This window comes from Bacillus sp. FSL R5-0709, assembly GCF_038004785.1.
GTDB classification, from domain to species: domain Bacteria; phylum Bacillota; class Bacilli; order Bacillales; family Bacillaceae_G; genus Bacillus_A; species Bacillus_A mycoides.
Map to the genome: position 1 here is coordinate 3,393,223 of NZ_JBBORT010000001.1, position 26,364 is coordinate 3,419,586.

25 protein-coding genes are annotated in these 26,364 nt (G+C 35.5%); 7 read left to right on the forward strand and 18 right to left on the reverse strand.

The genetic code is table 11. The features are described 5' to 3' along the window. Positions 1-74 precede the first annotated feature (74 nt). Complete coding sequence (locus tag MKX37_RS17275; protein ID WP_002087759.1) at positions 75-881, reverse strand: ABC transporter permease subunit; 807 nt, start codon at positions 879-881, stop codon at positions 75-77. Then, positions 874-1,767 carry an ABC transporter ATP-binding protein gene (locus tag MKX37_RS17280; protein WP_016120619.1) on the reverse strand — a complete coding sequence of 298 codons (894 nt, stop codon included), beginning with the start codon at positions 1,765-1,767 and terminating at the stop codon, positions 874-876. Before MKX37_RS17280 ends, MKX37_RS17275 begins: the two co-directional genes overlap by 8 nt. Positions 1,768-1,931: 164 nt before the next feature. Here MKX37_RS17280 and MKX37_RS17285 point away from each other — a divergent pair, with 164 nt between their 5' ends. Next, positions 1,932-2,525 (forward strand): TetR/AcrR family transcriptional regulator, encoded by a 594-nt coding sequence (locus MKX37_RS17285; RefSeq protein ID WP_078422227.1) that lies wholly within the window; start codon positions 1,932-1,934, stop codon positions 2,523-2,525. Between the two features lie 95 nt (positions 2,526-2,620). Here the strand turns inward: MKX37_RS17285 and MKX37_RS17290 are convergent, their stop codons facing one another. After that, complete coding sequence (locus MKX37_RS17290) at positions 2,621-3,589, reverse strand: helix-turn-helix transcriptional regulator (RefSeq protein ID WP_341089087.1); 969 nt, start codon at positions 3,587-3,589, stop codon at positions 2,621-2,623. Between the two features lie 59 nt (positions 3,590-3,648). On the opposite strand from MKX37_RS17290, the gene MKX37_RS17295 reads away from it, so the two are divergent. Next, positions 3,649-4,092, forward strand: coding sequence for a VOC family protein (locus MKX37_RS17295; protein WP_002128490.1), 444 nt, complete (start codon positions 3,649-3,651; stop codon positions 4,090-4,092). A 56-nt stretch (positions 4,093-4,148) separates the two neighbouring features. Here the strand turns inward: MKX37_RS17295 and MKX37_RS17300 are convergent, their stop codons facing one another. The 8 genes from MKX37_RS17300 to MKX37_RS17335 form a co-directional block, all read right to left on the reverse strand. Further along, positions 4,149-5,180 carry an oxidoreductase gene (locus MKX37_RS17300; RefSeq protein WP_078422172.1) on the reverse strand — a complete coding sequence of 344 codons (1,032 nt, stop codon included), beginning with the start codon at positions 5,178-5,180 and terminating at the stop codon, positions 4,149-4,151. 422 nt (positions 5,181-5,602) lie between these two features. Further along, positions 5,603-8,026: a DNA topoisomerase IV subunit A gene (parC, locus tag MKX37_RS17305; RefSeq protein WP_002014315.1), complete on the reverse strand. Its 2,424-nt coding sequence runs from the start codon at positions 8,024-8,026 to the stop codon at positions 5,603-5,605. A gap of 1 nt (position 8,027) precedes the next feature. Next, the gene (gene parE, locus MKX37_RS17310; RefSeq protein ID WP_002014314.1) at positions 8,028-9,992 is read right to left on the reverse strand and encodes a DNA topoisomerase IV subunit B; all 1,965 of its coding nucleotides are present in this window, start codon (positions 9,990-9,992) and stop codon (positions 8,028-8,030) included. A 378-nt stretch (positions 9,993-10,370) separates the two neighbouring features. Further along, positions 10,371-10,784 carry a CoA-binding protein gene (locus MKX37_RS17315; RefSeq protein WP_002014313.1) on the reverse strand — a complete coding sequence of 138 codons (414 nt, stop codon included), beginning with the start codon at positions 10,782-10,784 and terminating at the stop codon, positions 10,371-10,373. A 79-nt stretch (positions 10,785-10,863) separates the two neighbouring features. Beyond that, complete coding sequence (locus MKX37_RS17320) at positions 10,864-12,105, reverse strand: S1C family serine protease (RefSeq protein ID WP_078422173.1); 1,242 nt, start codon at positions 12,103-12,105, stop codon at positions 10,864-10,866. Between the two features lie 203 nt (positions 12,106-12,308). Beyond that, positions 12,309-12,986 carry a response regulator transcription factor gene (locus MKX37_RS17325; protein ID WP_002087776.1) on the reverse strand — a complete coding sequence of 226 codons (678 nt, stop codon included), beginning with the start codon at positions 12,984-12,986 and terminating at the stop codon, positions 12,309-12,311. An 18-nt stretch (positions 12,987-13,004) separates the two neighbouring features. Next, positions 13,005-13,457 carry an anaerobic ribonucleoside-triphosphate reductase activating protein gene (gene nrdG / locus MKX37_RS17330; RefSeq protein ID WP_002128495.1) on the reverse strand — a complete coding sequence of 151 codons (453 nt, stop codon included), beginning with the start codon at positions 13,455-13,457 and terminating at the stop codon, positions 13,005-13,007. Next, positions 13,454-15,310 (reverse strand): anaerobic ribonucleoside triphosphate reductase, encoded by a 1,857-nt coding sequence (locus MKX37_RS17335; protein ID WP_078422174.1) that lies wholly within the window; start codon positions 15,308-15,310, stop codon positions 13,454-13,456. Before MKX37_RS17335 ends, nrdG begins: the two co-directional genes overlap by 4 nt. Positions 15,311-15,535: 225 nt before the next feature. Between MKX37_RS17335 and plsY the strand changes: the two genes are divergently transcribed. Further along, positions 15,536-16,132 carry a glycerol-3-phosphate 1-O-acyltransferase PlsY gene (plsY, locus tag MKX37_RS17340; protein WP_002014306.1) on the forward strand — a complete coding sequence of 199 codons (597 nt, stop codon included), beginning with the start codon at positions 15,536-15,538 and terminating at the stop codon, positions 16,130-16,132. A gap of 109 nt (positions 16,133-16,241) precedes the next feature. Then, positions 16,242-16,532: a HesB/YadR/YfhF family protein gene (locus MKX37_RS17345; protein WP_002033558.1), complete on the forward strand. Its 291-nt coding sequence runs from the start codon at positions 16,242-16,244 to the stop codon at positions 16,530-16,532. Positions 16,533-16,609: 77 nt separating this feature from the next. Here the strand turns inward: MKX37_RS17345 and MKX37_RS17350 are convergent, their stop codons facing one another. Next, positions 16,610-17,029 (reverse strand): acyl-CoA thioesterase, encoded by a 420-nt coding sequence (locus MKX37_RS17350; protein WP_002128497.1) that lies wholly within the window; start codon positions 17,027-17,029, stop codon positions 16,610-16,612. Positions 17,030-17,138: 109 nt separating this feature from the next. Between MKX37_RS17350 and MKX37_RS17355 the strand changes: the two genes are divergently transcribed. Then, positions 17,139-18,431, forward strand: a complete 1,293-nt coding sequence (locus MKX37_RS17355) for a glycosyl hydrolase family 18 protein (RefSeq protein WP_002066644.1) — start codon at positions 17,139-17,141, stop codon at positions 18,429-18,431. A gap of 76 nt (positions 18,432-18,507) precedes the next feature. Here the strand turns inward: MKX37_RS17355 and sspN are convergent, their stop codons facing one another. The 4 genes from sspN to MKX37_RS17375 form a co-directional block, all read right to left on the reverse strand. Beyond that, a complete protein-coding gene (gene sspN / locus MKX37_RS17360) occupies positions 18,508-18,642 on the reverse strand; it encodes an acid-soluble spore protein SspN (RefSeq protein ID WP_000527988.1) in 135 nt (44 codons plus the stop codon). A gap of 43 nt (positions 18,643-18,685) precedes the next feature. Further along, positions 18,686-18,829 carry an FbpB family small basic protein gene (locus tag MKX37_RS17365; RefSeq protein WP_002014298.1) on the reverse strand — a complete coding sequence of 48 codons (144 nt, stop codon included), beginning with the start codon at positions 18,827-18,829 and terminating at the stop codon, positions 18,686-18,688. A 131-nt stretch (positions 18,830-18,960) separates the two neighbouring features. After that, on the reverse strand, positions 18,961-19,908 hold the full coding sequence (locus tag MKX37_RS17370; RefSeq protein ID WP_002167838.1) for a 3'-5' exonuclease: 948 nt from the start codon (positions 19,906-19,908) through the stop codon (positions 18,961-18,963). Between the two features lie 115 nt (positions 19,909-20,023). Next, on the reverse strand, positions 20,024-20,599 hold the full coding sequence (locus tag MKX37_RS17375) for a TlpA family protein disulfide reductase (protein WP_002128499.1): 576 nt from the start codon (positions 20,597-20,599) through the stop codon (positions 20,024-20,026). A 499-nt stretch (positions 20,600-21,098) separates the two neighbouring features. On the opposite strand from MKX37_RS17375, the gene MKX37_RS17380 reads away from it, so the two are divergent. Together MKX37_RS17380 and MKX37_RS17385 are read left to right on the forward strand one after the other, a co-directional pair. Continuing rightward, the gene (locus MKX37_RS17380; RefSeq protein ID WP_235713463.1) at positions 21,099-21,296 is read left to right on the forward strand and encodes a hypothetical protein; all 198 of its coding nucleotides are present in this window, start codon (positions 21,099-21,101) and stop codon (positions 21,294-21,296) included. A gap of 11 nt (positions 21,297-21,307) precedes the next feature. After that, positions 21,308-21,640, forward strand: a complete 333-nt coding sequence (locus MKX37_RS17385) for a YmzC family protein (RefSeq protein ID WP_003190802.1) — start codon at positions 21,308-21,310, stop codon at positions 21,638-21,640. 33 nt (positions 21,641-21,673) lie between these two features. Here MKX37_RS17385 and MKX37_RS17390 read toward each other — a convergent pair whose 3' ends face one another. Both MKX37_RS17390 and acnA read right to left on the reverse strand, forming a co-directional pair. Next, complete coding sequence (locus MKX37_RS17390; protein WP_078422175.1) at positions 21,674-23,392, reverse strand: ABC transporter ATP-binding protein; 1,719 nt, start codon at positions 23,390-23,392, stop codon at positions 21,674-21,676. 69 nt (positions 23,393-23,461) lie between these two features. Further along, positions 23,462-26,185 (reverse strand): aconitate hydratase AcnA, encoded by a 2,724-nt coding sequence (gene acnA, locus MKX37_RS17395; RefSeq protein ID WP_078422176.1) that lies wholly within the window; start codon positions 26,183-26,185, stop codon positions 23,462-23,464. Between the last annotated feature and the right edge of the window lie 179 nt (positions 26,186-26,364).

Below are 26,364 nucleotides of genomic sequence, written 5' to 3' on the forward strand. Positions count from 1 at the left end.
TAAATGTTTCTCTAAAAGATATCCCTTCGAATTTACAAACGAAAAAAGCCCACTAATTAAGTGGACTTTCTAATTTACAACGGTAAATCCCTCTTCCTAAACACTACAATTGCTACTATGAAGATACAAAGCGCTCCAGCAGTTAAGCCTATACTTACTGGCCATATATTATATGTTCCTTCAGCAATTTCTTTCGGACGAAACAATGTAAATAAAGATATATTTCTCATCCACTCTAACTTATCACTTAATTTCCCTACCATATCTAATACGAAAAATAAGATTGTTAAACTGGCTGAGTAGCTAAGTGCCTTTCTTTCATCATTACATATACAAGAAAAGAAAAATGAATAGGCACTAACTACTAAAAATATAAGCCCTCCGACTATGTTTATTTTCAAAAATAATTCTCGATTTAAGTTATTATCTTTTAAAAACCATTCTGCACCTAATATACCAGCTACATAAGTAACAATTACAATTATTAGTAGCCCCAATATGAGAACAGCAGCTTGTGTAATTGCAATTTGCACCCTTGATACAGGTGTTGCTAATAAATATGCCATCGCCCCTTTATCTACATGACGAGCAATTAAATGCGTTGCAACCGTGACACAAAAAATTGTTAAAATGATAATAAACAACAGGCTATAATATTCACCAGCTAAAAAATCCATTACATTTTGAATTGGGCTTTCCATTCCAACAATTTTTTTCACACTATCAGGCATGGCACTTATTAATTCATTTAAACCTTTGGCTGAAACCATCGATGGGAATATCCAAATTAATAACCATAAATAAAGAGCTGCACCAGTAGCATAGCTCAATATACTTTTTTTCGTTTCTTTCAAACTAGCTAAAAATAGTTGTTTATTCATGCTTTACCCCTTCTTTCTTCTCGTAATAATGCATAAATAAATGTTCTAAATCCGTCGCTCTCGTTTGAAGTGCAGTTACATTATAGTTTGAAAGTATTTGTAAAACAGTTTGATAGTTTCCTTGCACAATAATTGACGCCTCTCTAGCTTTCACTCCTTCAAATTGCAAATCACATTGTTTAAGAGACTCGATTTCTTCTTGAGATGATACGGTTACATCTATTACCTGTCGTCTCAAGCTTTGTAAATCATGAATATTTTCAACCGTTACAAGGCGACCATCTTTAATTATAGCCACTCTGTCACAAGTTCTCTCAATCTCAGTAAAAATGTGCGATGACATAAGGATTGTTTTTCCTCTTTGCTTTTCTTCTAATATTAAATCTATAAATACTTGCTGCATAAGTGGATCGAGTCCTGATGTCGGTTCATCTAAAATTAACACTTCTGGATCATGCATAAATGCCGCAACTATACCTACTTTTTGTTTCATTCCTTTAGACATTTTTCGAATTGGTGTTTTCACATCGAACTGCAAACGTTCTATCAATTCATCTCGTCTTTTTATATTTTTTAACCCACGCATTCCTTGCATCAAATTTAAAAACTCTAATCCATTCATTCCTTCAATAAAAGAAATCTCTCCTGGTAAATAGCCAACTTCTCTTTGAATTTTCGCAGCATCTTCCCAACAATCTAATCCGAAAATTGTCGCTTTACCAGCCGTCGGTTTTATAAATCCCATTAAATTACGAATCGTTGTTGATTTCCCAGCACCATTTGGTCCTAAGTAGCCAAAAACTTCTCCTTCTTTCACTTCAAATGTAATATCAAACAAGCCTTTTCCATTTGAAAACTGTTTTGTGACATTTTGAACTGAAATCATAAACCCACCTCATTTTTTGAAATATTTAACATGTGATATTTCAAAATTATTGTACTCCTCATCTTTCATATTCGCAACAACTTTTTGAAATATTTATATGTCCATATTTCAAAAATATTGTTTTCAATTATTTTTTCTTGTATATTTTAAATGAGGTGATTGTATTGAACGGCTTTGAAAAAGTGAAAGAAAAGAAAAAACGTGCCATTAAGGATGCGGCCTTTAAATTATTTTCAGAACGTGGATTTAATGAAGTGAAAATAGAACATATTGCAAAAAAAGCAAACGTTTCTCAAGTGACAATTTATAATCATTTCGGAAGTAAAGATGCGTTATTTAGGGAACTTATACAAGAATTTATAATATCTGAATTTCAATATTATAAAGAGCTTGCAGAAGAAAAATTACCTTTTCATGATATGATGCAAAAAATGATTGTAAGAAAAATGAATACTGGGGGGGTATTTCAGCCTGATATGTTACTACAAATGATGCAAAGAGACGAAGCGCTCCGAGAATTTATTTATAGTTATCAAAACGAAAAAATCTTGCCTTGGTATTTAGAAATATTAGAACAAGCACAGCGCAAAAATGAAATTAATCCACACCTTTCAAAAGAAATGATGTTACTTTACATTCAAATGTTCACTAAATTAGGTGATGATTTCGGGGCACAGCTTCTTGAAGGAGATCGAGAAAAACATATACAAGATGTAGTTACGATGTTTTTTTATGGACTTTCCGTCCCAGAAAAATAATTTTTTCTAAAGAACAAACAAAATCATAAAAAAGCCCTTTGGATATTTAAATCTCAAGGGCTTTTTCATGTCGAAAAGAATTATTAAAACTAACTTTATCTCAAAGAAGTTAAATGATGTTTTATAGATACTACCTTATTATAGATTAAATCTTTCAGCATGACAGGCTGAATTGAGATAATCGTTTTTCCGAAATTCAAAAAATAACTTGAAATAAAATCAATTTCTTTCTTGTTAAAATAGCCTGTTATAATGTAATTTTCTTTTTCTTTTTGTATCCTCATGGAAGGATAATTCTCTTTATCAAAAATGTCTTTTCCTTCTTGATTAACAATGACAATAAAATCAATTGCATCAGGCTTTCTGTGAAAAGTAGTAAGATAACTTAATAGTTCTTCGAGCTTTTTTGGATTAGTATTGCTTGTTTCCATAATAGAGAGAATTTTATCACATCTAATTATTTGAACATTACTTGTCTCAAAATTAAAAATTTTAGCATACCACTGTCCAAATTTAGATTCTATTCGAATAAATTGGGCGACCAATGCTTTCTCCTCATCTTTTTTCAAATATGTTAAACGATAAACCCGTTCAGCAAAAATCCCCTGTAAAAGTTCTTTTAAGAACGGACTAAAGTTACTATGATTTGTTACTTCAAAGGAAAGCGTTCGTTCCATGATTGAAATATTTTTACTCACATTATCAGGTAATACATGTTTAAATTTATTTTCAAGCGCAATACTTTCTATATTAAATGGCTTTGTTTTGTATCCATTTAATGTAAGAATCAAAAAGTATAACGCATACATTTCATCCACACTAAAATATATTGGTGATAACACACTATTTTCTATAATTTTATAACTTCCATTTCTACCTAGTTCAGAATATATTGGTACACCTATTTCTTCTAATGATTGAATATCTCGTAGAGCGGTACTTTTAGAAATATCATATCTAACCATTAAATCTTTTAAATTAAAATATCTTTTATTATTTAAGAAAATAAGCATATCATTTATTCGTTCAGTTTTTTTCATATTTCCCTCCATAAAAGGTGTCATGTATTGAAACCTTTTTAGTCTATATTATAATTATTAACTAATAAAGGAGTTATATATTTATGACATTAGAAATAGCTATTTTTCTTTCAATGGATGGGCAAGCAAAGGAGGCAATTAATTTTTATACACGTAATTTAGAAGCCAAGAAGTTAATGATTGTTACGTATGAAGAACTGGCCAAAAGAGATAGTTCTTTTGAAATTACAAATGAAAATAAAGATCATATTGCCCACTCTGTTTTACAAATTGGGAATACAAAGCTAATGATAGCCGAAGATACAATGAACCCTACTGAACGTTATAGCGTTGGAAATAACATGTCACTTTGCATTCAAAGTGCTAATTTAGAAGAAATACAAAGATTTTATAATAATTTAATTTCCGATAAGCATGTGAAAATAATCTCTCCATTAGAAAAAAATATATTTAGTGAAGCATATGGTATTATTGAAGATCCTTTCGGCATACAAATCCAGTTAATGTATGATAAACGATTAAACTAAATAATGAGTCATATTCATATGTTCCTAATAAAAAAGACACGAAATTCGTGTCTTTTTTATTTTACCGCAATGACTCTACCCGTTTCACTACTCTCAGTCGCCAATTGAATCAATTTAATAACGTCTAAACCTTCTTGAGCAGTTACAGGTAGCTTTTCACCATTTAATATGCTATCTCGCACGCCTTTATAATACATGTCATAGCAGCCGACTTCTGTTGGAATACGCTCTAAGCTTTCTTCTGTTTCTAAAGTAGCAAAATTCTCTTCAGAGTCTGCTCCATAACCATTATCCCCTGGCTTCATTCCAGTCTTTAATTGTTCTTCCTGTGAATCCATACCATACTTCACGATAGAGCCTTTATCTCCATGCAGTGTAAAATGTGGTCCAGCTTGCTTTACGTAACTGCTACTATGTAAAATAACGCGCTTCACTCCATAGTGAAGTACAACATGGAAGTAATCATCCACTTCTGCACCTGGTCGTTGCTTTATTACATCTGCGCTTATCGCATCTGGTTTCCCAAATAATGATAATGCTTGGTCAATTAAATGCGATCCTAAATCATATAATATACCTGATCCTGGTAAGTTCTTTTCTCTCCAGCGATCGCGTACATGTGGGCGGAAACGATCGAAATGCGCTTCATATGCGTATACATTCCCTATTCTTTTTTCTTGTAATAATTTCTTTATCGTTAAGAAATCATTATCCAAACGACGATTATGATACACACTTAAAACGACATTATGTCGGTTCGCTAATGAAATAAGTTCTTCTCCTTCTTCAATTGAAACAACGAATGGTTTTTCCACAACAACATGCTTACAGTGTACAATTGCTTCTTTTACATATGGAAAATGGGTTGTATTCGGCGAAGTAATGACCACTAAGTCAATATCAGCTCGATTTACTAATTCATCAATTGTACCAACAACTTCAGCATTTGGTAATGCTTGTTTCACTACTTCTTCTTTTGATGATAAAATAGCACGAATATCGTATTCTTCTATCGTTTGTAATAACGGGATGTGAAATGTTGTACTAGAAAATCCAAATCCTACAATCCCTACACCTATTTTTTTCATGTTGCCCCTCCATTTGTCCCGCTTTAACGGGCAGTAAGATTCCTAACTCAAAATTCAGCGAAAGCAAAGAAATTAGGTGAGGAATCAACTGCTCGTAAAAGCCCGATTGGTTCAACTAATAATCAGTGGGGATAAAGAAAATTCCCACTGATTAAAGTTTCACTTTATGAGAACGATTTCATTTCATTATTATAACAAGATTATTTTTATATACATAATGATTTGCTTAGAAAAAAGCATCTTGCTATCATTCATAGCAAGATGCTCCCTTTATCCCGCATTAACGCGCAGTAAGACTCCCACCTCAAAATAAGGCGAATGCGAGGGAAGTTAGGCGGGAGACCAACTGCCCGTAAAAGCCCGATTGGTGAAGGCTAATAATCAGTGGGGGATGGAAAAAAACCACTGATTAAAGTTTCACTTTATTCTGTTCTTTTCTTTGTCCACGTTTCAATTACTTCACCAGTATCATTAACATCTAGTACTAAACTACCATTACTATACCGGTCTTTATTTCGAAACGCTTTCGGATCAATTTCTTCTACAATGTGTTTCTCTGTCTTCATGTAAACTAATTCATCATCTCGAACAATTTCAATACCGACAATGCGGTACGGATTACGTTTTAACTCTTTAAAAATTACAAGGCCTCGCTTCGCCCTCGTTGATTTCTCAATTTCCGATGCCTTTATACGTTTCACAGCACCTCGCTGCGTAACGAGAATAAGTTGATCTTTTTCACCATTTAACGGTTTACCAGAAGCAACATAGTCATCTTCTTTTAAATTAATTGCTTTCACACCAGCTGCTCTGACACCAACTGGACTTACTTCTTCTTCATTGAATACAAGTGCATATGCACCATGTGTTGCAAGAACAATATCACTTGTCCCATCTGTCGCAAATATATCAACAACTTCATCATCTTTTTTCAAGTTTACAGCAACGAATGCCCGTGAATAACGCTGCACTTTATATTGGTTTAATTCTGTTTTCTTAATCATACCGTTTCGGGTAACAAATACGATAAATCGTTTTTCTTCTTCAAAATTCGGTACGACTGTTGCCCAAATTAACGATTCATCTCGCTCGAGTGAAACAAGATTCGCAACGTGTTGACCTAAATCTTTCCAACGAATTTCTGGCATTTCATACACAGGAAGATAAATATAATTTCCTTTGTTCGTAAATAAAAGAACGGTTTCTGTCGTGTTTGTATCGAAACGCTCAAGTAAGATGTCACCCTCTTTCATACCGAAGTATTTCCCGTTCGATGCATTATGCGAACGCCAACCTGTTCGTTTCACATAGCCTTCTTTCGTTACAGTAACGATGACATCTTCTTGCGGAATCATAACTTCCACATCGATTTTAATTTCTTCAATTTCCTCTTCAATTATCGCACGGCGATTATCACTATATGTTTTCTTTACTCTCTTCAAATCTGTTTTAATAACTTGAAAAAGTCTTTTTTCACTTTGTAAAATTGACTGTAACTCTATAATTTTCTTACTAAGTTCCGCTGCTTCTTGCTCTAGCGCTGTAATATCTGTATTTGTTAAACGATATAATTGCAGTGAAACAATTGCTTCTGACTGCGCCTCTGTAAATCCAAATTTCGCACTTAAATTATCTTTCGCATTACGCTTATCTTTAGACCCACGGATCGTTTCAATCACTTCATCTAAAATTGATAATGCTTTCTTTAAACCTTCTACAATATGCTGACGATTTTCTGCTTTTCTTAATTCATATTGTGAGCGTCTTGTAACAACTTCTTTCTGATGTCCAATATATGCATCCAAAATCTTAGGTAATGTCATAAGTGTCGGACGACGATTATTTATCGCTACCATATTAAAGTTGTATGGAATTTGTAAATCTGTATTTTTATATAAATAATTTAAAATACCTTCAGCATTCGCTTCTTTTTTTAATTCTACAACGATACGAAGACCTGTACGATCTGTCTCATCACGTACTTCAGCAATTCCATCTAGCTTTTTATCTATACGTAATTCATCCATTTTCTTAACAAGATTCGCTTTATTTACTTCGTACGGAATTTCTGTAATAACGATTTGTTGCTTCCCGCCACGAATCGTTTCAACCTCTGCTTTTCCGCGAATAATAATTTTACCTTTACCTGTTTCATACGCTTTTTTAATGCCATCTATCCCTTGTATAATACCACCTGTAGGGAAATCTGGTCCTTTAATAACTGTTAACAAGTCCTCCACAGAACTATTCGGTTGATCGATACGCATAATTGTAGCATCAATTACTTCTCCAAGATGATGCGGTGGAATTTCTGTTGCATAACCAGCGGAAATCCCTGTAGATCCGTTCACTAATAAGTTCGGGAACATTGCCGGTAATACAATAGGTTCTTCACTCGTATCATCAAAGTTTGACACGAATTCTACTGTTTCTTTATCAAGATCACGTAATAACTCAGATGCGATTGGTGATAAACGTGCTTCCGTATAACGCATTGCCGCTGCTGGATCCCCATCAACACTACCGTTATTTCCGTGCATTTCAACTAAAACATTACGTACTTTCCAAGTTTGACTTAAACGGACCATCGCCTCATATACAGAGGAATCACCATGTGGATGATAATTACCGATAACATTACCTACTGTTTTAGCTGATTTACGAAACGCTTTATCATGTACGTTTCCTTCTACATACATAGAATATAAAATACGTCTTTGTACCGGTTTTAAACCGTCACGCGCATCTGGAAGCGCGCGGTCTTGAATAATATATTTACTATAACGTGCAAAGCGGTCACCTAACACGTCTTCAAGCGGGAGGTCATGAAACTTCTCTGCCTGCATGTTATTCCACCTCCGTCTCCATAATCATTTCATTTTCTAAAATATTTCCTTCTTCTTGCATACCAAATTGTACATTACGCTCAATCCATTTACGGCGAGGTTCTACTTTATCCCCCATCAATGTCGTAACTCGGCGCTCAGCTCTTGATGCATCGTCAATTTTCACACGGATTAACGTACGTGTTTCAGGGTTCATCGTTGTTTCCCATAATTGATCGGCATTCATTTCGCCAAGTCCTTTATAGCGCTGCAACATGTAGCCTTTACCGACCTTTTTCGTTACATCACCTAATTCTTCATCAGACCATGCATATTCAATTACTTCACTTTTCCCTTTTCCTTTACTTACTTTATATAAAGGTGGAAGTGCGATAAATACTTTACCAGCTTCAATAAGTGGTTTCATATAACGGTAGAAGAACGTCAGTAGTAACACTTGAATATGTGCTCCATCCGTATCTGCATCGGTCATAATAACAACTTTATCGTAGTTAATATCTTCAACAGCGAACTCATTCCCTACGCCTCCGCCAATTGCGTAAATAATCGTATTGATCTCTTCGTTCTTAAAAATATCAGCAAGCTTTGCTTTTTCCGTGTTAATTACTTTACCACGTAATGGTAGTACCGCTTGGAAACGACGATCTCGCCCTTGCTTTGCTGAACCACCAGCCGAGTCACCCTCTACTAAATACAATTCGTTTTTCTGAGGATTACGTGATTGTGCAGGTGTTAACTTCCCGCTTAAAGTACCTTCTGATTTTTTCTTCTTCTTACCAGTACGCGCTTCTTCTCTCGCTTTACGAGCAGCCTCACGTGCTTGTGCTGCTTTAATTGCCTTTCTCACAAGAAGTGTAGCTACATCCGGGTTTTCTTCTAAAAAGTAAGCTAAATGCTCAGATACAATTGCATCAATTGAAGAACGAGCTTCACTTGTACCTAGTTTCCCTTTCGTTTGCCCTTCAAACTGGAGTACGTCTTCTGGTACACGTACAGAAACAATCGAAGCTAATCCTTCTCGAATATCTGTACCCTCTAAATTTTTGTCTTTTTCTTTTAATAAAGAAACTTTACGAGCATACTCATTGAACACACGTGTCATTGCTGTTTTAAATCCAGCTTCGTGTGTACCACCGTCTTTTGTACGTACATTATTTACAAACGAAAGAATGTTTTCTGAGTAACCATCATTAAACTGAAACGCTAACTCTGCTTCAATTCCATTTTGCTCACCCGAGAAATATACAACTGGATGAATCGAATCTTTCTCTTCGTTTAAGTATGAAACGAAAGCCTCAATTCCTGTTTCATAATGAAACACATCTTCTAAATCATTACGTTCATCTTTTATCGAGATTTTCATTCCTTTTAATAAGAATGCAGATTCACGTAATCTCTCACATAATGTTTCATAATTATAATTTGTTGTGCTGAAAATAGTTGTATCTGGTTTGAAGTGCATCGTTGTACCAGACTCTTTCGTTTTCCCGATTTTCTCTAACGTCGTTGCAGGAGTACCACCATTTTCAAAGCGTTGTTCATAAATGCTACCATCTCGCTTAATCGTTACTACTAGCCATTCTGATAAGGCGTTTACAACTGATGCCCCAACACCGTGTAAACCACCACTCGTTTTATAGCCTCCTTGGCCAAACTTACCACCAGCATGAAGTACAGTTAAAATAACTTCAGGTGTCGGCTTTCCAAGCTTATGCATTCCCGTAGGCATTCCTCGCCCTTTATCAATTACGCTAATACTATTATCTTTATGTATTACGACAGAAATTTCGTCGCCAAATCCCGCTAATGCTTCATCAACGGAGTTATCTACTATTTCATATACTAAATGATGCAATCCACGGCTATCCGTACTCCCGATATACATACCCGGGCGTTTTCGAACGGCTTCAAGTCCTTCTAACACTTGGATTGCATCTTCATTATATTGGAACTGATGCTTCGCCAAACTCCTTGCCCCTTTCCTAATCAAATCAGAACATATGTTTCTATTATAGAATAACGCCTCGACTATAGTTTTGGCAAGTTATCTTATCTCTTTTATATACTATTTTCAATAGAAAAATCCTTGTTTTTTTTCACAAGGATTCCTCTAGGCTACTATTTCAGAAAAATAATCGTTTGTCAACGAGAAATGGATATGTATTCCAACATTATACATTCCAAACCTTTATCATGATCCAAATGATCAATATCCAAAATGGGATAACAAGTAACAATCCCCAAAAACAGCCTTTAAAAAATCTCATGATGAACACCTCGTTCATCCGCCCTACTTATGTAAAAAGTGAGGGCTGAATCAATCTTTCTATCTTTAAAATCTATACTATTTTGTCATTACATGCTCTACTTTAATGCAACGATCCATTATTACTGTGTAGCCTTTTTCTTGTAAAAGTTTATATGTATCTTCATCTTGTACTCCTAATTGTGCCCAGAAAACATCTGCATCAATCTCTACAAACTCTTTCGCAACATCCTTTAAAAATTCTGAGCGACGAAACACATTTACAATATCAACATGTTCTTTAATATCCGTCAGTGAAGAAACTGCCTTTTCTCCGAGTACTTCATCTACTGTTGGATTTACTGGAATAATGCGGTACCCAGCATCTTGCATTGCTTTTGAAACCATATACGATGTGCGTTCTGGCTTATCTGATAATCCAACAACTGCAATCGTTTTACTTTTCTTTAATACTTCACCAATTTCCGTACGAGTTGGGTTTTCAATTATCATAATTTATCCCTCCTATTCCTTTAGTATATCCGATAAAGAAAGTCTCTTTCAACATGAAAGAGACTTTCTTTTATTCCGATTATTGATTCTTTGTAGCTGAATTATCTGCTAATGTAGCTGTTTTCGTCATTTTTTGGCCATTGCGATAGAATGTAACTTCTACTTTCTCGCCTACTTTTTTCTTTTCATATAAATATTTACGGAATTGAAGTGAATTCTCTACTTTTTGATCATCTAACGCTACTACTATATCATATTGCTCTAAACCAGCTTTTTCCGCTGGTGATATTGGATAGATTTTACCTAATACAACTCCATTTGTTACTTCTTTTGGCACTTTTAATTGATTTACTGTATAAGCTTGCACATCTTCTAATGAAACGACACCTACTCCAAGAGCTGGACGTTTCACTACTCCGTCTTTTTCAAGGGATTCAATAACTGGCTTTGCAATATTAATTGGAATAGCAAATCCAATTCCTTCAACTTCTTGTTGTGCAATTTTACTTGAATTAATCCCAATTATTTCACCGTTTTGGTTAAATAACGCACCACCACTATTACCTGGGTTAATCGCTGCATCTGTTTGAATAACTTGAGCATTCCAATCTGCACGCTTATCGCCATCAATATCTACTGGAATTTCACGTTCTTTGCTACTAATAATACCTTCTGTTACACTTCCATCAAACCCTAGTGGGTTACCGATTGCAATCGCTTTTTCACCCGCACGAAGTTTACTTGAATCACCTAAAGTGGCAACTTTATTTACATTAGATCCATCAATTTCTACAACCGCTAAATCTAACCAAGGGTCTTTCCCTACAAGCTTTGCATCTACCTTTTTACCATCACTTAGTTTTACAGCAAGTTTATTTGCTCCATCTACTACATGGTTGTTCGTTACAATATACGCTTTATTTCCTGCTTTTTTATAAATAACACCTGATCCTGAGCCAGCTTGTTGCTCTTGGCCTGTCGGTTGCATTGCAAATGGATCAACACTTTGTTGCATATTAATAACACCTACAACAACATCCTTCGCGCCTTCGATCATTCCCGGTAAATCAGTTTCATTTTTCGCTTTATTTACAACTGGAACTACAGTTCCTTCTACTTGTTTATTAGAATTGAATGACGAAACAGCTGCATCATTATTTTGCACCCATGGCATGTATGGTGCTGCAAAACTAATCGAAACCGCCCCGACTACAGCTCCAACTAAACCTGTGAAAAAATATCCTTTTTTACTACCTGATTTTTTCACTTCTCTCGTTTCACTATGCTCTTCATTCAAATTCGGTCCATCGTAATATCCCATGTTTTATTTCCCCTCCCTGGTGAATTCGTACTTTCAGTATAGTCACATTTTGTGTCCTTCTTGTGAACTCATCGTGAAATCCAATTAAAAAAATACTCCTATCTACCATTGTAGACAAGAAAAGTATTTTTTGTACATTCCACCTACAAAGGAGAGTGTAAATTTGCTATATCCCAAAGCCGGGATGCATAGTAAATTAAAGGTTATTCTTCGAATTTGTAACCTACTCGAATAACAGTGCCGATATGCTTCGCCTTATCTCCTAGCTTATTTCGCAGTTTTTTAATATGTGTATCAACCGTTCGGTCATCACCGTAGTAATCATATCCCCATAACTGATCTAATAAATGTTGACGTGACAACACAATTCCTTTGTTCTCCATTAAATAAACAAGAAGTTCAAACTCCTTATGTGTCAATATAATTTCTTCACCATCTACTAAAACTGTTCTAGATAGTCGATTCACTTCTATTCCAGCTAAAGACATAGTATTTTCTTCTGATACTCCTACCGCTCCATCCGCACGTTTCAATAACGTCTTTGCACGAGCTACTAACACTTTCGGACTAAAAGGTTTTGTTACATACTCATCTGCACCTAGTTCAAAGCCTAGTAATGTATCATCCTCATCAGAACGTGCTGTCAGCATAATAATTGGTACCGCTGACTCTTTTCTAATTCGTCTACAAACAGACCAACCATCTATTTCTGGTAACATAATATCTAACATAATTAAATCAATTGTATGTTCAGCAAATAATTCTAGCGCTTTTTTTCCATCTTCCGCTTCGATTACTTCAAAGCCTTCATTACGAAAATAATCACTAACAATTTCACGTAATCTTCTTTCATCTTCAACAAGTAATACTGTTTTATTCATATAACCTATCCCGCCTTTTTACTCTTTCAATCGAATAATACGTTGATTGGAGCTTCCGCGAAATGGAAGTGTTAAATCTTTTTTATCAAGTTCAAATCTTCCATCGACCAAAACATCCCCATAATGTAACAATTCTATCATATCATTATTTTGAGCACTCTGTATCTCTTCTAACCTGTAACCTGTATAAATCCATAGATTTTTTCTCAAATCCTTCACTGCTTTTGCTACTTTTTTCACTTCAGCAGCTTGAAAAAATGGATCTCCGCCTGAAAATGTTACATCGGTTAATGAATTTTTTTCAATCTCTTTCACAATTTCTTCTACCGTCATTTCAGTTCCATTGCAAACATTCCATGATTTCGGATTATGGCAACCGATACAACGATGCGGACAGCCCGCAAAAAACACGACTGTCCGCAATCCTTCTCCATCTACTACACTATCATGAATGATATTCATAACTTTCATTTATGCTTCACCCGATCCATCTCTTCACTACGTTTCGCGCTATTCCACTTTGACATATCTCCAACAAGATATCCTGTTATGCGGCGAATTCTTTCTATTTCATTCTCATCTTCATTCCCGCAACTCGGACATTCATTCCCGATAATGCCATGATAACTACAGCACTTACAACGATCAACAGGATGGTTAATTGAACCGTACCCCACTCCGTACTGCGCCATCGCTTGTACAATTTGCTTTAACGCTTTTTGATTATGCACAGCTGCACCATCTAGTTCAATGTACGTAATATGTCCGCCATTACAAAGAGCGTGGAACGGTCCTTCTAATCGAATTTTATCTATCGCTTGAATATTGTAATACACCGGTACATGGAACGAATTTGTATAATAATTATGATTTGTCACACCGCTAATTACACCAAAATCTTCTCTATCTTTTTTCACAAACTTTCCTGATAACCCTTCTGCCGGCGTTGCAATTACAGAGAAATTGAGTTGATGTTCTTCCATCGCCTTATCCATTCTCTCTCTCATAAAGGAAATAATTTCATATCCAAGCTTCCACGATTCTTCATTTTCTCCATGATGCTTTCCAGTTAACGCTACTAAACATTCTGCAAGACCGATAAAACCAAGACTTAACGTCCCTTGTTTTAAAATCGGTGCCACAGCATCTTCAGGTTGTAACGTCTCTCCACCGCGCCATACACCTTGTGAATATAAGAACTGAAAATCTCTTGCTCTCTTTGTACATTGATAAGCAAATCTCTCTAATAATTGCTTAACGCCTAAATCTAAATAATAACTTAGCGCTTCAAAAAACGCTTCTTTCGATCCACTAATTAGCCCTAATTTCACTAAATTAATAGAAGTAAACGACAGATTACCTCTTCCTATTGCCGTTTCTTCTCCATGTATATTAGACATAACACGAGTGCGACATCCCATGTAACATACTTCACTTTCAGGTCGTCCATCATAGTGCACTGCATTAAATGGAGCATCTAAAAACGAAAAGTTAGGGAATAATCGCTCAGCGGTCGTTTCTAACGCTAATTCAAATAAATCATAGTTCGGATCACACTCTTCAAAGTTCACCCCTTTTTTCATTTTGAAAATTTGAATAGGAAAAATCGGTGTTTCTCCTTTACCAAGTCCAGCTTGCGTCGCTTTTAAAAGTTGCTTAATTAAAAGTCTTCCCTCTTTCGATGTGTCTGTTCCGTAGTTAATAGAAATAAATGGTACTTGTCCCCCGCCCCTACTATGCATACTATTTGAATTATGAACGAAAGCCTCACACGCCTGATACGTATCATTTTCTGTCTCTTTCCATGCAAATTCCTCTATTTGTTCTTTCGTAAGCGGATATGACTGTAGTCGTTTTTTATGTCTCTTTACTGTTTTTCTCACATATGGAGCTAAATCAATATCAAAGAGTGCAAACGATTGACCACCGTGCTGCATATTTTGATTCGCCTGAAAAATAATTGAAGAAAGCGCCAACGCACTTTTAATGTCTTGCGGTTGTCTCATATGTCCATGTCCAGTATGGAAACCGTTAGCTAGCATTTGCGCTAACGGAATTTGCGAACAAGTCGTCGTTCCTGTTGCATAAAAATCTAAATCATGTGGATATAATATATTTTGATCTATCGCTTTTTTCACTTGATCTGATAATAATTTTTCTACTGCATAATACTTTGCGCCCTCAGATGCGAACGTTCCCATTACTCCCATTGGAGATCGACCATCTACATTTGCATTTTCCTGCATTAAATCTTGTTCATTACCGTGGATAATTGTCTCAAATACTTTCATTAATTCTTCTCCACGTACATTTTGTTTCAACATTCATAACCCTCCACCAACATGTTGTTGTCTTTTGATTAAAATCATACAACATATAGTTCTTCTGTTCCTGTGAAAAATGTAACATTCCTGTGAAAGTTTTTTTAAAAATTAATGACTTTTTCATTTATAAAAAAGAAATGTGCTCTTTACAAATGTATGGTACAATAAGTGGGAAAAACTCTTTTTACCCTTTATCAACACATTTGTATAAAGGAGACTGAACTCATGGTTATTACATATCTTTTATTTATCGTTGCCTATCTACTCGGTTCGATTCCATTTGCATTAGTCGTTGGAAAAATTGGTTATGGAATCGACATTCGTGAGCATGGAAGCGGTAATCTAGGCGGAACAAATACATTCCGTACATTAGGGAAAAAAGCAGGTTTTATCGTAACAATTGCTGACATTTTAAAAGGTACATTAGCAACAGGTCTACCGATTATTTTCGGGTCAGATATTCACCCACTATGGTTTGGATTAGCCGCTGTTCTTGGACATGTCTATCCGATCTTCGCAAAATTCCGCGGGGGGAAAGCAGTTGCAACTTCTGCTGGGGTGCTATTATGCTATTCACCAGTTGTTTTTGCAATATTAGCTGTTGTCTTTTTCAGCCTTTTATTTACAACAAGATACGTATCACTTTCTTCTATGATAACAGCTGTCGTTGCTGTTATTGCATCCATTGTTAGCGGGGATAAAATCTTCATTATTGCGATGTGTTTATTAGCAGGTATGGTTATTTATAAACACCGTGCAAATATCGGACGAATTATAAATAAAACTGAACCAAAAGCAAACTTTTCAAAAAAGCAAAAATAAGATCGTAACCCACATAACGCAAAAAGAAAACGTGAAGCATATTAATAGCGTCTTTTTGCGTTATTTTTTATACTAAAAGAAAAAGCAACATAATTTGGAGGAACTATACATGAATCTTTCCGTAACAAAAGAAGCAGCACAATGGTATAAAAACGAATTAAACTTACAATCGGGTGAAACAATACGCCTTTTCGTACAATACGGCGGTTGCAGTACTGTGCAAAAAGGACTTTCTTTAGGTATTCGTAAAGATGACCCTGCGCACCCTGCTGTTCAAACTCAAGAAGAAGGTATTAACTTCTTTATTGAAGGCGATGATGAGTGGTTCTTCGATGGACATAATTTATTAGTTACACTTAACGACGGTGATGATTTCCCTCAATTTAATTATGAAAAATAAAAAAGCGTGGCTTCTGCCACGCTTTTTTTATCCCGCTATTTGCGGGTAGTAAGACCCCCACTGATTAAAGTTTCACTTTATTTCTTTTTAATTTCCTCATATTTCGCATACCACTCAGGATATAATTTTTTAAATGATACAGGGCGGAACCCTTCTTTTTTCGCACAAATATTCGTCGTGCTTGCAGTAATACAAAGTTCGCCATCACCATTATAAATTTCATATCCATATACAACGCGGAGCGGGCTCACAGTATCAACCCACGTTTTCACAATAGCTTTTTCTCCGTAACGCATCGCTTTACGATATGAAATTTGCAAGTCTAATACAGGAGAAATAATTCCCTCTTTCTCCATTTCAACATATGAAAATCCTAATTCTTGTATAAGTTTAGTGCGCCCAAGTTCTAGCCACACTAAATAGTTTGAATGGTAAACAACACCCATCTGGTCTGTTTCCGCATAGCGGATTTCAACTTCATGTTCTGCTACAAACATTTCTATTCGCCTTCTTTCACTTCTGCTACCTTGCATACATTTAATCATAATACAGAGGAATCAAAAATAAAATAAAAACAGTGAATCTTTTACCGAAAGGGGCAAGCACATGATCCAAATTGTAACTGTTCGTAGCGGTGATAGTGTTTATGGTTTAGCATCAAAGTACGGATCTACACCTGAAGAAATTGTAAAAGACAATGGACTAAATCCAGCTGAAACACTCGTTGTTGGTCAGGCACTTATCGTTAATACAAAAGGCAATAATTATTATGTACAGCCAGGTGACAGCCTTTATCGAATTTCTCAAACGTATAACGTCCCTCTCGCCAGTTTAGCTAAAGTTAATAACCTTTCATTAAAATCTATTCTCCATGTCGGACAGCAATTATATATACCGAAAGGAACAAAACGAGCAGTAGAATCCATTGCTTATTTACAGCCTTCAACAATACCGATAAAAGAAAGTTTAGTAAATGCTACACGTGCTATTAATCCATTTTTAACATATTTAGCCTACTTCAGCTTTGAAGCAAAAAGAGACGGCACTTTAAAAGAACCGACGGAAACAGCGAAAATCGCTAATATTGCAACGCAAGGTAACACCATCCCTATGCTCGTTATTACAAATATTGAAAATGGAAATTTCAGTGCCGATCTGACCTCGGTTATTTTACGCGATGCAACAATTCAAAACAAGTTTATTACTAACATTTTGCAAACAGCTGAAAAATATGGCATGCGAGACATTCATTTCGATTTCGAGAGTGTGGCACCTGAAGATCGCGAAGCGTATAATCGTTTTTTACGAAATGTGAAAACACGCTTACCTAGCGGATACACATTAAGTACAACACTTGTACCGAAAACGAGCTCAAATCAAAAAGGGAAATTTTTTGAGGCTCACGATTATAAAGCACAAGGACAAATTGTTGATTTCGTCGTCATTATGACATACGACTGGGGTTGGCAAGGTGGACCACCGATGGCAATTTCCCCTATTGGTCCTGTAAAAGAAGTACTTCAATATGCAAAATCTCAAATGCCCCCACAAAAAATTATGATGGGGCAAAATTTATATGGATTTGATTGGAAACTTCCTTTCAAACAAGGGAATCCACCCGCAAAAGCAGTTAGCTCTGTCGCAGCTGTTGCACTTGCTCGTAAATACAATGTTCCTATCCGCTATGATTTCACAGCCCAAGCTCCACATTTTAATTACTTTGATGAAAACGGCGTACAACACGAGGTTTGGTTTGAAGATTCGAGGTCTATTCAAAGTAAATTCAATTTAATGAAAGAACAAGGCATTGGCGGTATTAGTTACTGGAAGATCGGTCTACCATTCCCACAAAATTGGCGTTTACTCGTTGAAAACTTTACAATTACGAAAAAAGGCTGACGAAAGTCAGCTTTTTAAATATTTTTATAATATTATCCAAACACACAAAAAGGAGAATGATGACATTCTCCTTTTTTTAACCGTTATCAACAATTGGTTGTTTGCCAGTTTGGTCTTGCATTTGCTTTCCTTTGTTGCCACCAGCTTTTTTCGATTGTGTTCCAATTTGATTTGGTGCAAAGTCTTTTGAATTCTTTTTCGGATTACCCATTACTATCGCCTCCTTAACACTAGTATCGTACTAGTGTTAAGAATTATTCAGCCTGCTTAAAAAGTTTCATTTCATAACGTTTTTCAATTCGTTTTTCAATTCGATCCATTGCATCACGATCGCTTAATAATTGTTGTTTATTTTCATTTACAAGTTCTTCAAACGATCTACGGCGACTTCTTCTCATGTTGCTCACCCTTTCTTCTACGCTTTCTTATTACATAGTATGAGCAAATGAAAAACTCTTTAATCAGATTTGTAAGAAAATTTTATGTTTTGATAAAAAATCCCATGCGCATATATTGCACATGGGATTTTTTACACCATCGTATTTAAATATTTTTTAATTTCTTCATCCGCATTTACTTTATTTGCTCTATATTCATCCAGCGCTCGTAATACAGAATCGTATTCTGCTACAATGTAGCTCTCTAGCTTCAAAATGTCCTCTACACTGTCAATCATAATTCTCGTGTTGCCAATCTCACTTTTCAATGCTGCCTCGTGTGTTAAGCTCGTACAAATTTCTCTTACATCGTCTTCCATTTTTTCTGTTAACACATATTTCTTTCGCCCTTTGACCTTTAACCTTATAATTGGGTAAAAGGCTTTTATATCTAAATAACTCCCAACATTCATACAACGAATCCACTCAATATCACGTTTATTTCGTACAAGCATTTCTTTTACTGCTTCAAATACCGCTGTTTCATCAAGTACTTCCTTATTCGCTTTTCTTTTTCCTTCTTCTTCAACCGCTGCACATTTTTGATAAACAGCCGCACACGTAATACAGTCGTCAAATGCATTATGAGAACTTAATCGAATTCCAAGCATTCGTTTTAACGTTTCAAGTTTATGATTAGGCGCATGCTTCATATATTTTTTCGCTAAAAACACAGTATCAATAACGTTATTTTTAGGCTCAGGTAGTCCAAGCATATTTACATTACTTTTTAAAAAACGCATATCAAAAGATGCATTATGAGCGACAATAACATTTGTATGTAAAAATGCTAAAAATAAAGGTAATACTTCTTCAATCGTCGGTGCATCTGAAACACGATAATTTGTAATACCTGTTAAACTCGTTATTCGGTCCGGAATTGAACGCTCTGGATTCACATAGGAAACAAATTGATCTACTAGTTCATGATTATGATATTTCACTGCTGCGACTTGAATAATTTTATCATTATAAGGGTTAAATCCTGTTGTTTCAAAATCAATTACAACATAATCTAACGGTAAGGATATATTCCCCACTCCAAACACTCCTTTACCTCTAAACGTTTATATTTCTTTTATCATAACATGCTGCTATCACTACGTGAAAAAGAAAAGGCAGAAATGGTAACTTTCCACCTCTACCTTTTCACCGTTATTTTAATTTAGCAATCCGTTTCTCCATCTCTTTTTGCGTCATCGGTCCAATGAACTTATCTTGAATGACACCTTCTGTATCAATAAAATAAGAAGTTGGAATGGTAATTACTTTATACGCTGTTGTCACATCAATGTTCTTGTCCAATAAAATAGGAAAAGTAATTCCTTTTTCTTTAGCGAAGTTCCTTACCTTTTCTTCTCCCCCTCCTTTTTCTGAAGGAGTATAGTTTATAGCTAAAATTTCTACGTTTTCTTTATGTTCTTTATAAAAGGCCTCCATATCAGGCATTTCTTGCTGACAAGGCCCACACCACGTTGCCCAAAAGTTTAAAATAACTTTCTTTCCTTTTAAATTGGATAACTTTACATTCGTTCCATCTATCTTTGCTAATTCAAAATCTGGTGCGCTCTTTCCAATTTCAATACCGTTCCTTGCGAAAATCTCTTTCATAGCAGCTTCACTTTTGGCAGGCTTTTCTTGCATTACTTGATCCTCTTTACCAAACTGTTCATAAGCTGCATATCCCGCTAAACAAAGTAACACTACAATAATGGTAAGCTTCCGCCACATATTATATCACCCTTACGTGTTTATCTTCTTATTACATAATCACCAAAATACTATATACCTTATTTTAGCTTATACGGACAAGCTTGGAAATATTCACAGTCGAAATAGTTAGAATATTTATAGTCCAGATGAAATATTTCCCTTTTTATCATATAATTAGAAATAAATACAAAACTTGCGAGGTGATATGTATTTTACAATTACTTATCAACCCTTTCACTTTTGTTTTTTTCACTTTACCATTACTATGTATTTTTTTTAGCACCTTACTATACAAATTCAAATGGGCTGCAATTATTATTTCTTTTACTGTTCCACTTATATTTTTCATTATCGTCTCTAAATTTAATATACACCTAGCTTTACAAAACTTAGACGCTTGGATTGTTTATAGTGCTGTTTATTCTGTACTTTCCTACATAACAGCAGCGCTAATACGAAGAAAACTGCACATGTAGAGCTTTCAAAAAGGGGGATTTTTATGAATTTATTTTAAAAAATACTATTATATATTCTTAGTTTTATATTTTCACCAATCGGGATTATCACTTGGATCATCTCGCTCTTCAGTAAAGATCCTGAAAAAAAGCAAGTGGGACGTATTTGTCTCTATATCGCTTTAATCTCATTTATCCTTTTAGCTGGTCTCGGTATTCTTAGTTTCTTCACGATGACTACCACCACTACTATACAATAGTTACAGAAAGGATGATTGTTTTGGGAGAACACCCTATTAGTAAAGAACTTCGCTATATACGCATATGTTTAGTTATTTTAGTAATCGTTCTTTTATTTTTCAACGGTGAACGAGTCGTTGAAATTTCTACAAATCATGATTCCATAGAAAATATTTCCACCAGTAATATGACACAGATTGCTGAAAATACATTTGCTATTCAAGAATATAATCCATCACTAAGTAGCGAACGTATAGTCAAGATTTTCAAGTATAATCCGGATACAAATCAACTTACTCTAGTCAAAGAGTTTAGCACTAACGATACTGAGTCTTATACGTATCAACTTAATAAGAGTGAATAAAGATAAGAGCGCTATATAGCTCTTATCTTTTTATTAGCATCTTTTTATTAGCATCTCTTTAAACAATGACTTACACGTTAATAATTCTCTAGGATCCCCGCATTCCACAATACTCCCATTATTCATAACAACCACCCGATCCGCTATCATCGCATTCTCTACATCATGTGTCGTCACAATTCTCGTTACATTCCCCCCTAGCCCTTTAAGCATATTCCAAACCACTTCTTGATTGCTCGGATCTAATCCCGCAGTCGGTTCATCTAAAATAATAAGATTCGGATTTGATACAATCGCTCGCAATAACGCAAGACGTTTTCTCTCTCCTCCCGAAAACTCTTCACCGCTTTTATGTAGTACAGTTTGAATCCCTTCAGGTAAATCCCTAATAATCGGCTTCACATTTACAAGTTCAATATTTTTTGCTAACTGGTTTTCTAAATACTCTTCACCGAAATACATATTCTCTTTTATTGTCGTCCGAAAGAAACTAGGTTCTTGCCACACTGTAGTCATACGAGCCCCATTACCATAATAAACAATGCTACCGTTAGATGGTTTATACACACCCGTTATTAATTTTAAAAGCGTTGTTTTTCCTGCACCACTTTCTCCTACAATAATGACGAGTTCACCAGGATTAATTTGCAAATGAATATTTTTAATTCTACATCTCTCTTCGACGTTCTCTTGAAATGAAACATTTGTTAATCTCATTCCCATCGCTTTCTCTACATTTCTGTATTCAGCTCCTATATTTAAAAAACAAAAAACTCGATTTGCCGAAGCAATAGCAACTTGTGTCATCATTAATAAATCACTTGCATAACGAACAGGAAAAAATAACATCTCAATTGTAGCTAATACCGCCACAAGCGAACCGACTTCCATATCCCCTTTTATTATTTTTTTTGCTCCTATAATAAGAACAACTATATATGCTCCTGTTTCTATTACCGTTCCAACTATCCCAATACAATGTTGTATCATCGTCTTCCTTACTTCTGTTTTATAAGATTGTGCCGTCACTCCTTTAAACAAATGAATTGCCCATTTTTCTTTTTGTAAGCTACGTAAATCTTGTATACCTTTTACAAACTGTGACATCATCTCTACAACACTTGATTGATTTTTTTGAGCAATACTTGCAATATTTCTTACTTTCCCCCCCATAAGCATTGGAACAATTGCACTTAAAAATAAAAACGGGGTTATCCACCATATGAACTGTACATCGATATGTTGTAGAGCTATGAACGCACCAATAAATTGTGCAATGGCGTGGATGTATTCTATTAATATAGATCCATATAACCTTACCCAATTCGGAATATTAGAAACGACTAATGTTTCTAACTCCCCTTGTTTTACCTTCTCACTTTCTTCAAACGGTAATAAGAAAAAATGACGTAATACATCTATACGCTTCTCTCGTAATATTCGCTGACTTACTTTTGAGCTTACATAATCAAATAACAGATTGTTCACCCACATCAAAAATCGACTCCCCGCAAACAAAGCAATATATACATACGTACCTTTTAACTCCCGCTGAATAATGTTATCTACAATTAGCCCCATAAATAGCGGACGGGATAAATTTAAAATGGCAGCTACTATTCCGCTACAAATCGCACTAATTAGCAATAGCTTTTCTTGCAACAGCGGCAACATTATTCTTCTATACTCATTCATTGTCATTCCCCCAATTTTGCATAATAAAAGGAAAGGGATGAAACCAAATGGTTTCATCCCTTTCCCTCTGTACATAAAGTAAGGAAGCTAACAAATGTTAGCTTCCTTATCATTCATTTCAATTATTTAGTTTGACACTTTAGACTCTTCGATTTTCGAACGAAGAACCATTTGCAAGATACCACCGTGACGGTAGTAGTCAATTTCAACTTCACTATCGAAACGAGCTACTACTTCAAATTGCTTCTCTTTTCCTTCTGCATCGATTGCAACTACTTTTACAAGATCGCGTGGTCTAACCGTTTTGTCAATTTGAATTTCAAATGACTCGTCACCAACAAGACCTAATGTTTCAGCACTGTCGCCATCTTTAAATTGTAATGGTAATACGCCCATTAATACTAAGTTACTGCGGTGAATACGCTCGAAGCTTTCTGCGATTACTGCTTTAATACCTAATAAGTTTGTACCTTTCGCAGCCCAGTCACGAGAACTTCCCATACCGTAGTCTTTACCAGCAACAACTAGAAGGCCTGTGCCATCTTCTTTATATTTCATCGCAGCATCATAGATAGATGTTACTTCACCAGTTGGCCAATATGTTGTATATCCGCCTTCTGTTCCTGGTGCGATTTGGTTTTTAATACGGATGTTTGCAAATGTACCACGCATCATAACTTCATGGTTACCACGACGAGAACCGTAAGAGTTAAAGTCGACTGGTTGTACGCCGTTTTCTAGTAAATAACGTCCAGCTGGCGTGTGCTTACCAATTGAACCTGCTGGTGAAATGTGGTCTGTCGTTACAGAATCACCAAATTTACCAACTATGCGTAAACCTGATAACGTTTCAACTTCACCTGGCTCTTTAGATAATCCTTCGAAGAACGGTGGGTTTTGAATGTATGTTGAATCATTATCCCAAGTATATAAAGCTTCATTTGAAGTTTGGATTTCATTCCAGCGCTCATTGCTGTTAAATACTTGTGCATATTCTTTTTTGAACAATTCAGATGTAACAACACTTTGAACTACATCTTCAATTTCTTTAGCTGATGGCCAAATATCATTAAAGTAAACAGCATTACCATTTACATCTTTACCGATTTCATCATTTTTCAGGTCAATATCAACAGTACCTGCAAGTGCATATGCCACAACAAGTGGTGGTGATGCTAAGTAGTTTGCCTTTACAAGTGGGTGAATACGACCTTCAAAGTTACGGTTACCAGATAAAACAGATGTTACTAATAAATCATTTGCTGCGATTGCTTCTTCTAATTCCTCTGCTAATGGACCAGAGTTACCGATACAAGTCGTACAGCCGTAACCAACTGTTTGGAAACCTAATTGATCTAAATACGTTGTTAAACCAGACTTATCTAAGTACTCTGTAACAACTTTAGATCCTGGTGCTAACGATGTTTTTACGTAACCAGGTACTTTAAGTCCTTTTTCAATTGCTTTCTTCGCAACTAACCCTGCTCCAATTAACACGTACGGATTTGACGTATTTGTACAGCTTGTAATTGCAGCGATTGCAATTCCACCTGTTTTCATCGTTACTTCTTGATCTTTCAATATAACTTTCACTTCTTTATCAAACTCTTGCTCATTGAATCCAAGCCCTTGTGTTCCAACTGGTGCTACAACAGCTTTATGGAACTCCTCTTTCATATTTGAAAGTGGGATTAAATCTTGCGGACGTTTCGGTCCAGAAAGATTAGATTCGATTGTATTTAAATCAATTTCAACAAGATCAGTATAAATTGGATCTTTACTGTCTGCTGTATAGAATAAGCCATTTGCTTTACAATATTCTTCAACAACGCGAATTTGCTCTTCATCTCTACCTGTTAAACGTAAGTATTCTAATGAAATATCGTCGATTGGGAAGAATCCACAAGTTGCACCGTATTCTGGTGCCATATTTGAAATTGTTGCACGGTCAGCTAAAGGCATGCTCTTTAGTCCATTACCGAAGAACTCAACAAATTTACCAACTACACCTTTTTGACGTAACACTTGTGTTACTTTTAATGCAACGTCAGTTGCTGTTGTACCACTTGGAAGTGTACCAGTTAATTTCACACCGATTACTTCAGGTACTGGGAAATATGAAGGCTGTCCAAGCATTCCTGCTTCTGCTTCAATACCACCAACGCCCCATCCAAGAACACCAATACCATTAATCATTGTTGTATGTGAGTCAGTTCCAACTAATGAATCTGGGTATGCAACTAAGTCACCTTCAGCATTTTTCACCGCATGAACAACCGGTGCTAAATATTCAAGATTTACTTGGTGTACAATACCTGTTGCTGGTGGAACTGCACGGTAGTTATCAAATGATTTCTGTGCCCAGCTTAAAAATTTATAACGTTCTTCATTACGTTTAAACTCTAAGTCCATGTTGAATGCAAGCGAGTCCGCTGTACCCGCTCTATCAACCTGTACAGAGTGGTCAATTACAAGGTCTACAGTAATTTCTGGATTAATTTTATCAGGATCTCCGCCCATATCTGCCATTGCTTTACGAAGCGAAGCCAAATCTACAACAGCTGGAACACCTGTGAAGTCTTGTAAGATTACGCGAGATGGTTTAAACGGAACATCGATATCTTGAACATCTTTCGTTCCCCATTTCGCTAAATTTGTAACATGTTCTTCTGTAATTACGCGTCCGTCTACTTGACGAAGTACAGATTCAAGTAAAACTTTCACGGAATATGGTAATTGAGATACGTTGCCAACCCCTGCGTTTTCAAGCGCTTTCAATTGATAATAATGATACGTCTTTCCATCTAGTTCAAAAGTTGCACGTGATTGAAATGGATTATGTTTGACCATTATGTTTCCCCCCTGTTAAACGTGACTAATTTGTCTGAATATAAAATGTAGACAAACTTTTCAATACCTTACGATAATATCTTATTACAACTTTCTAAATAAGTAAATAATAAGAAACTTATGGATTATCATAAGTTTTCTTTATCTTTCTAAATTTGAATAGTGTCCATGCTCTTTAT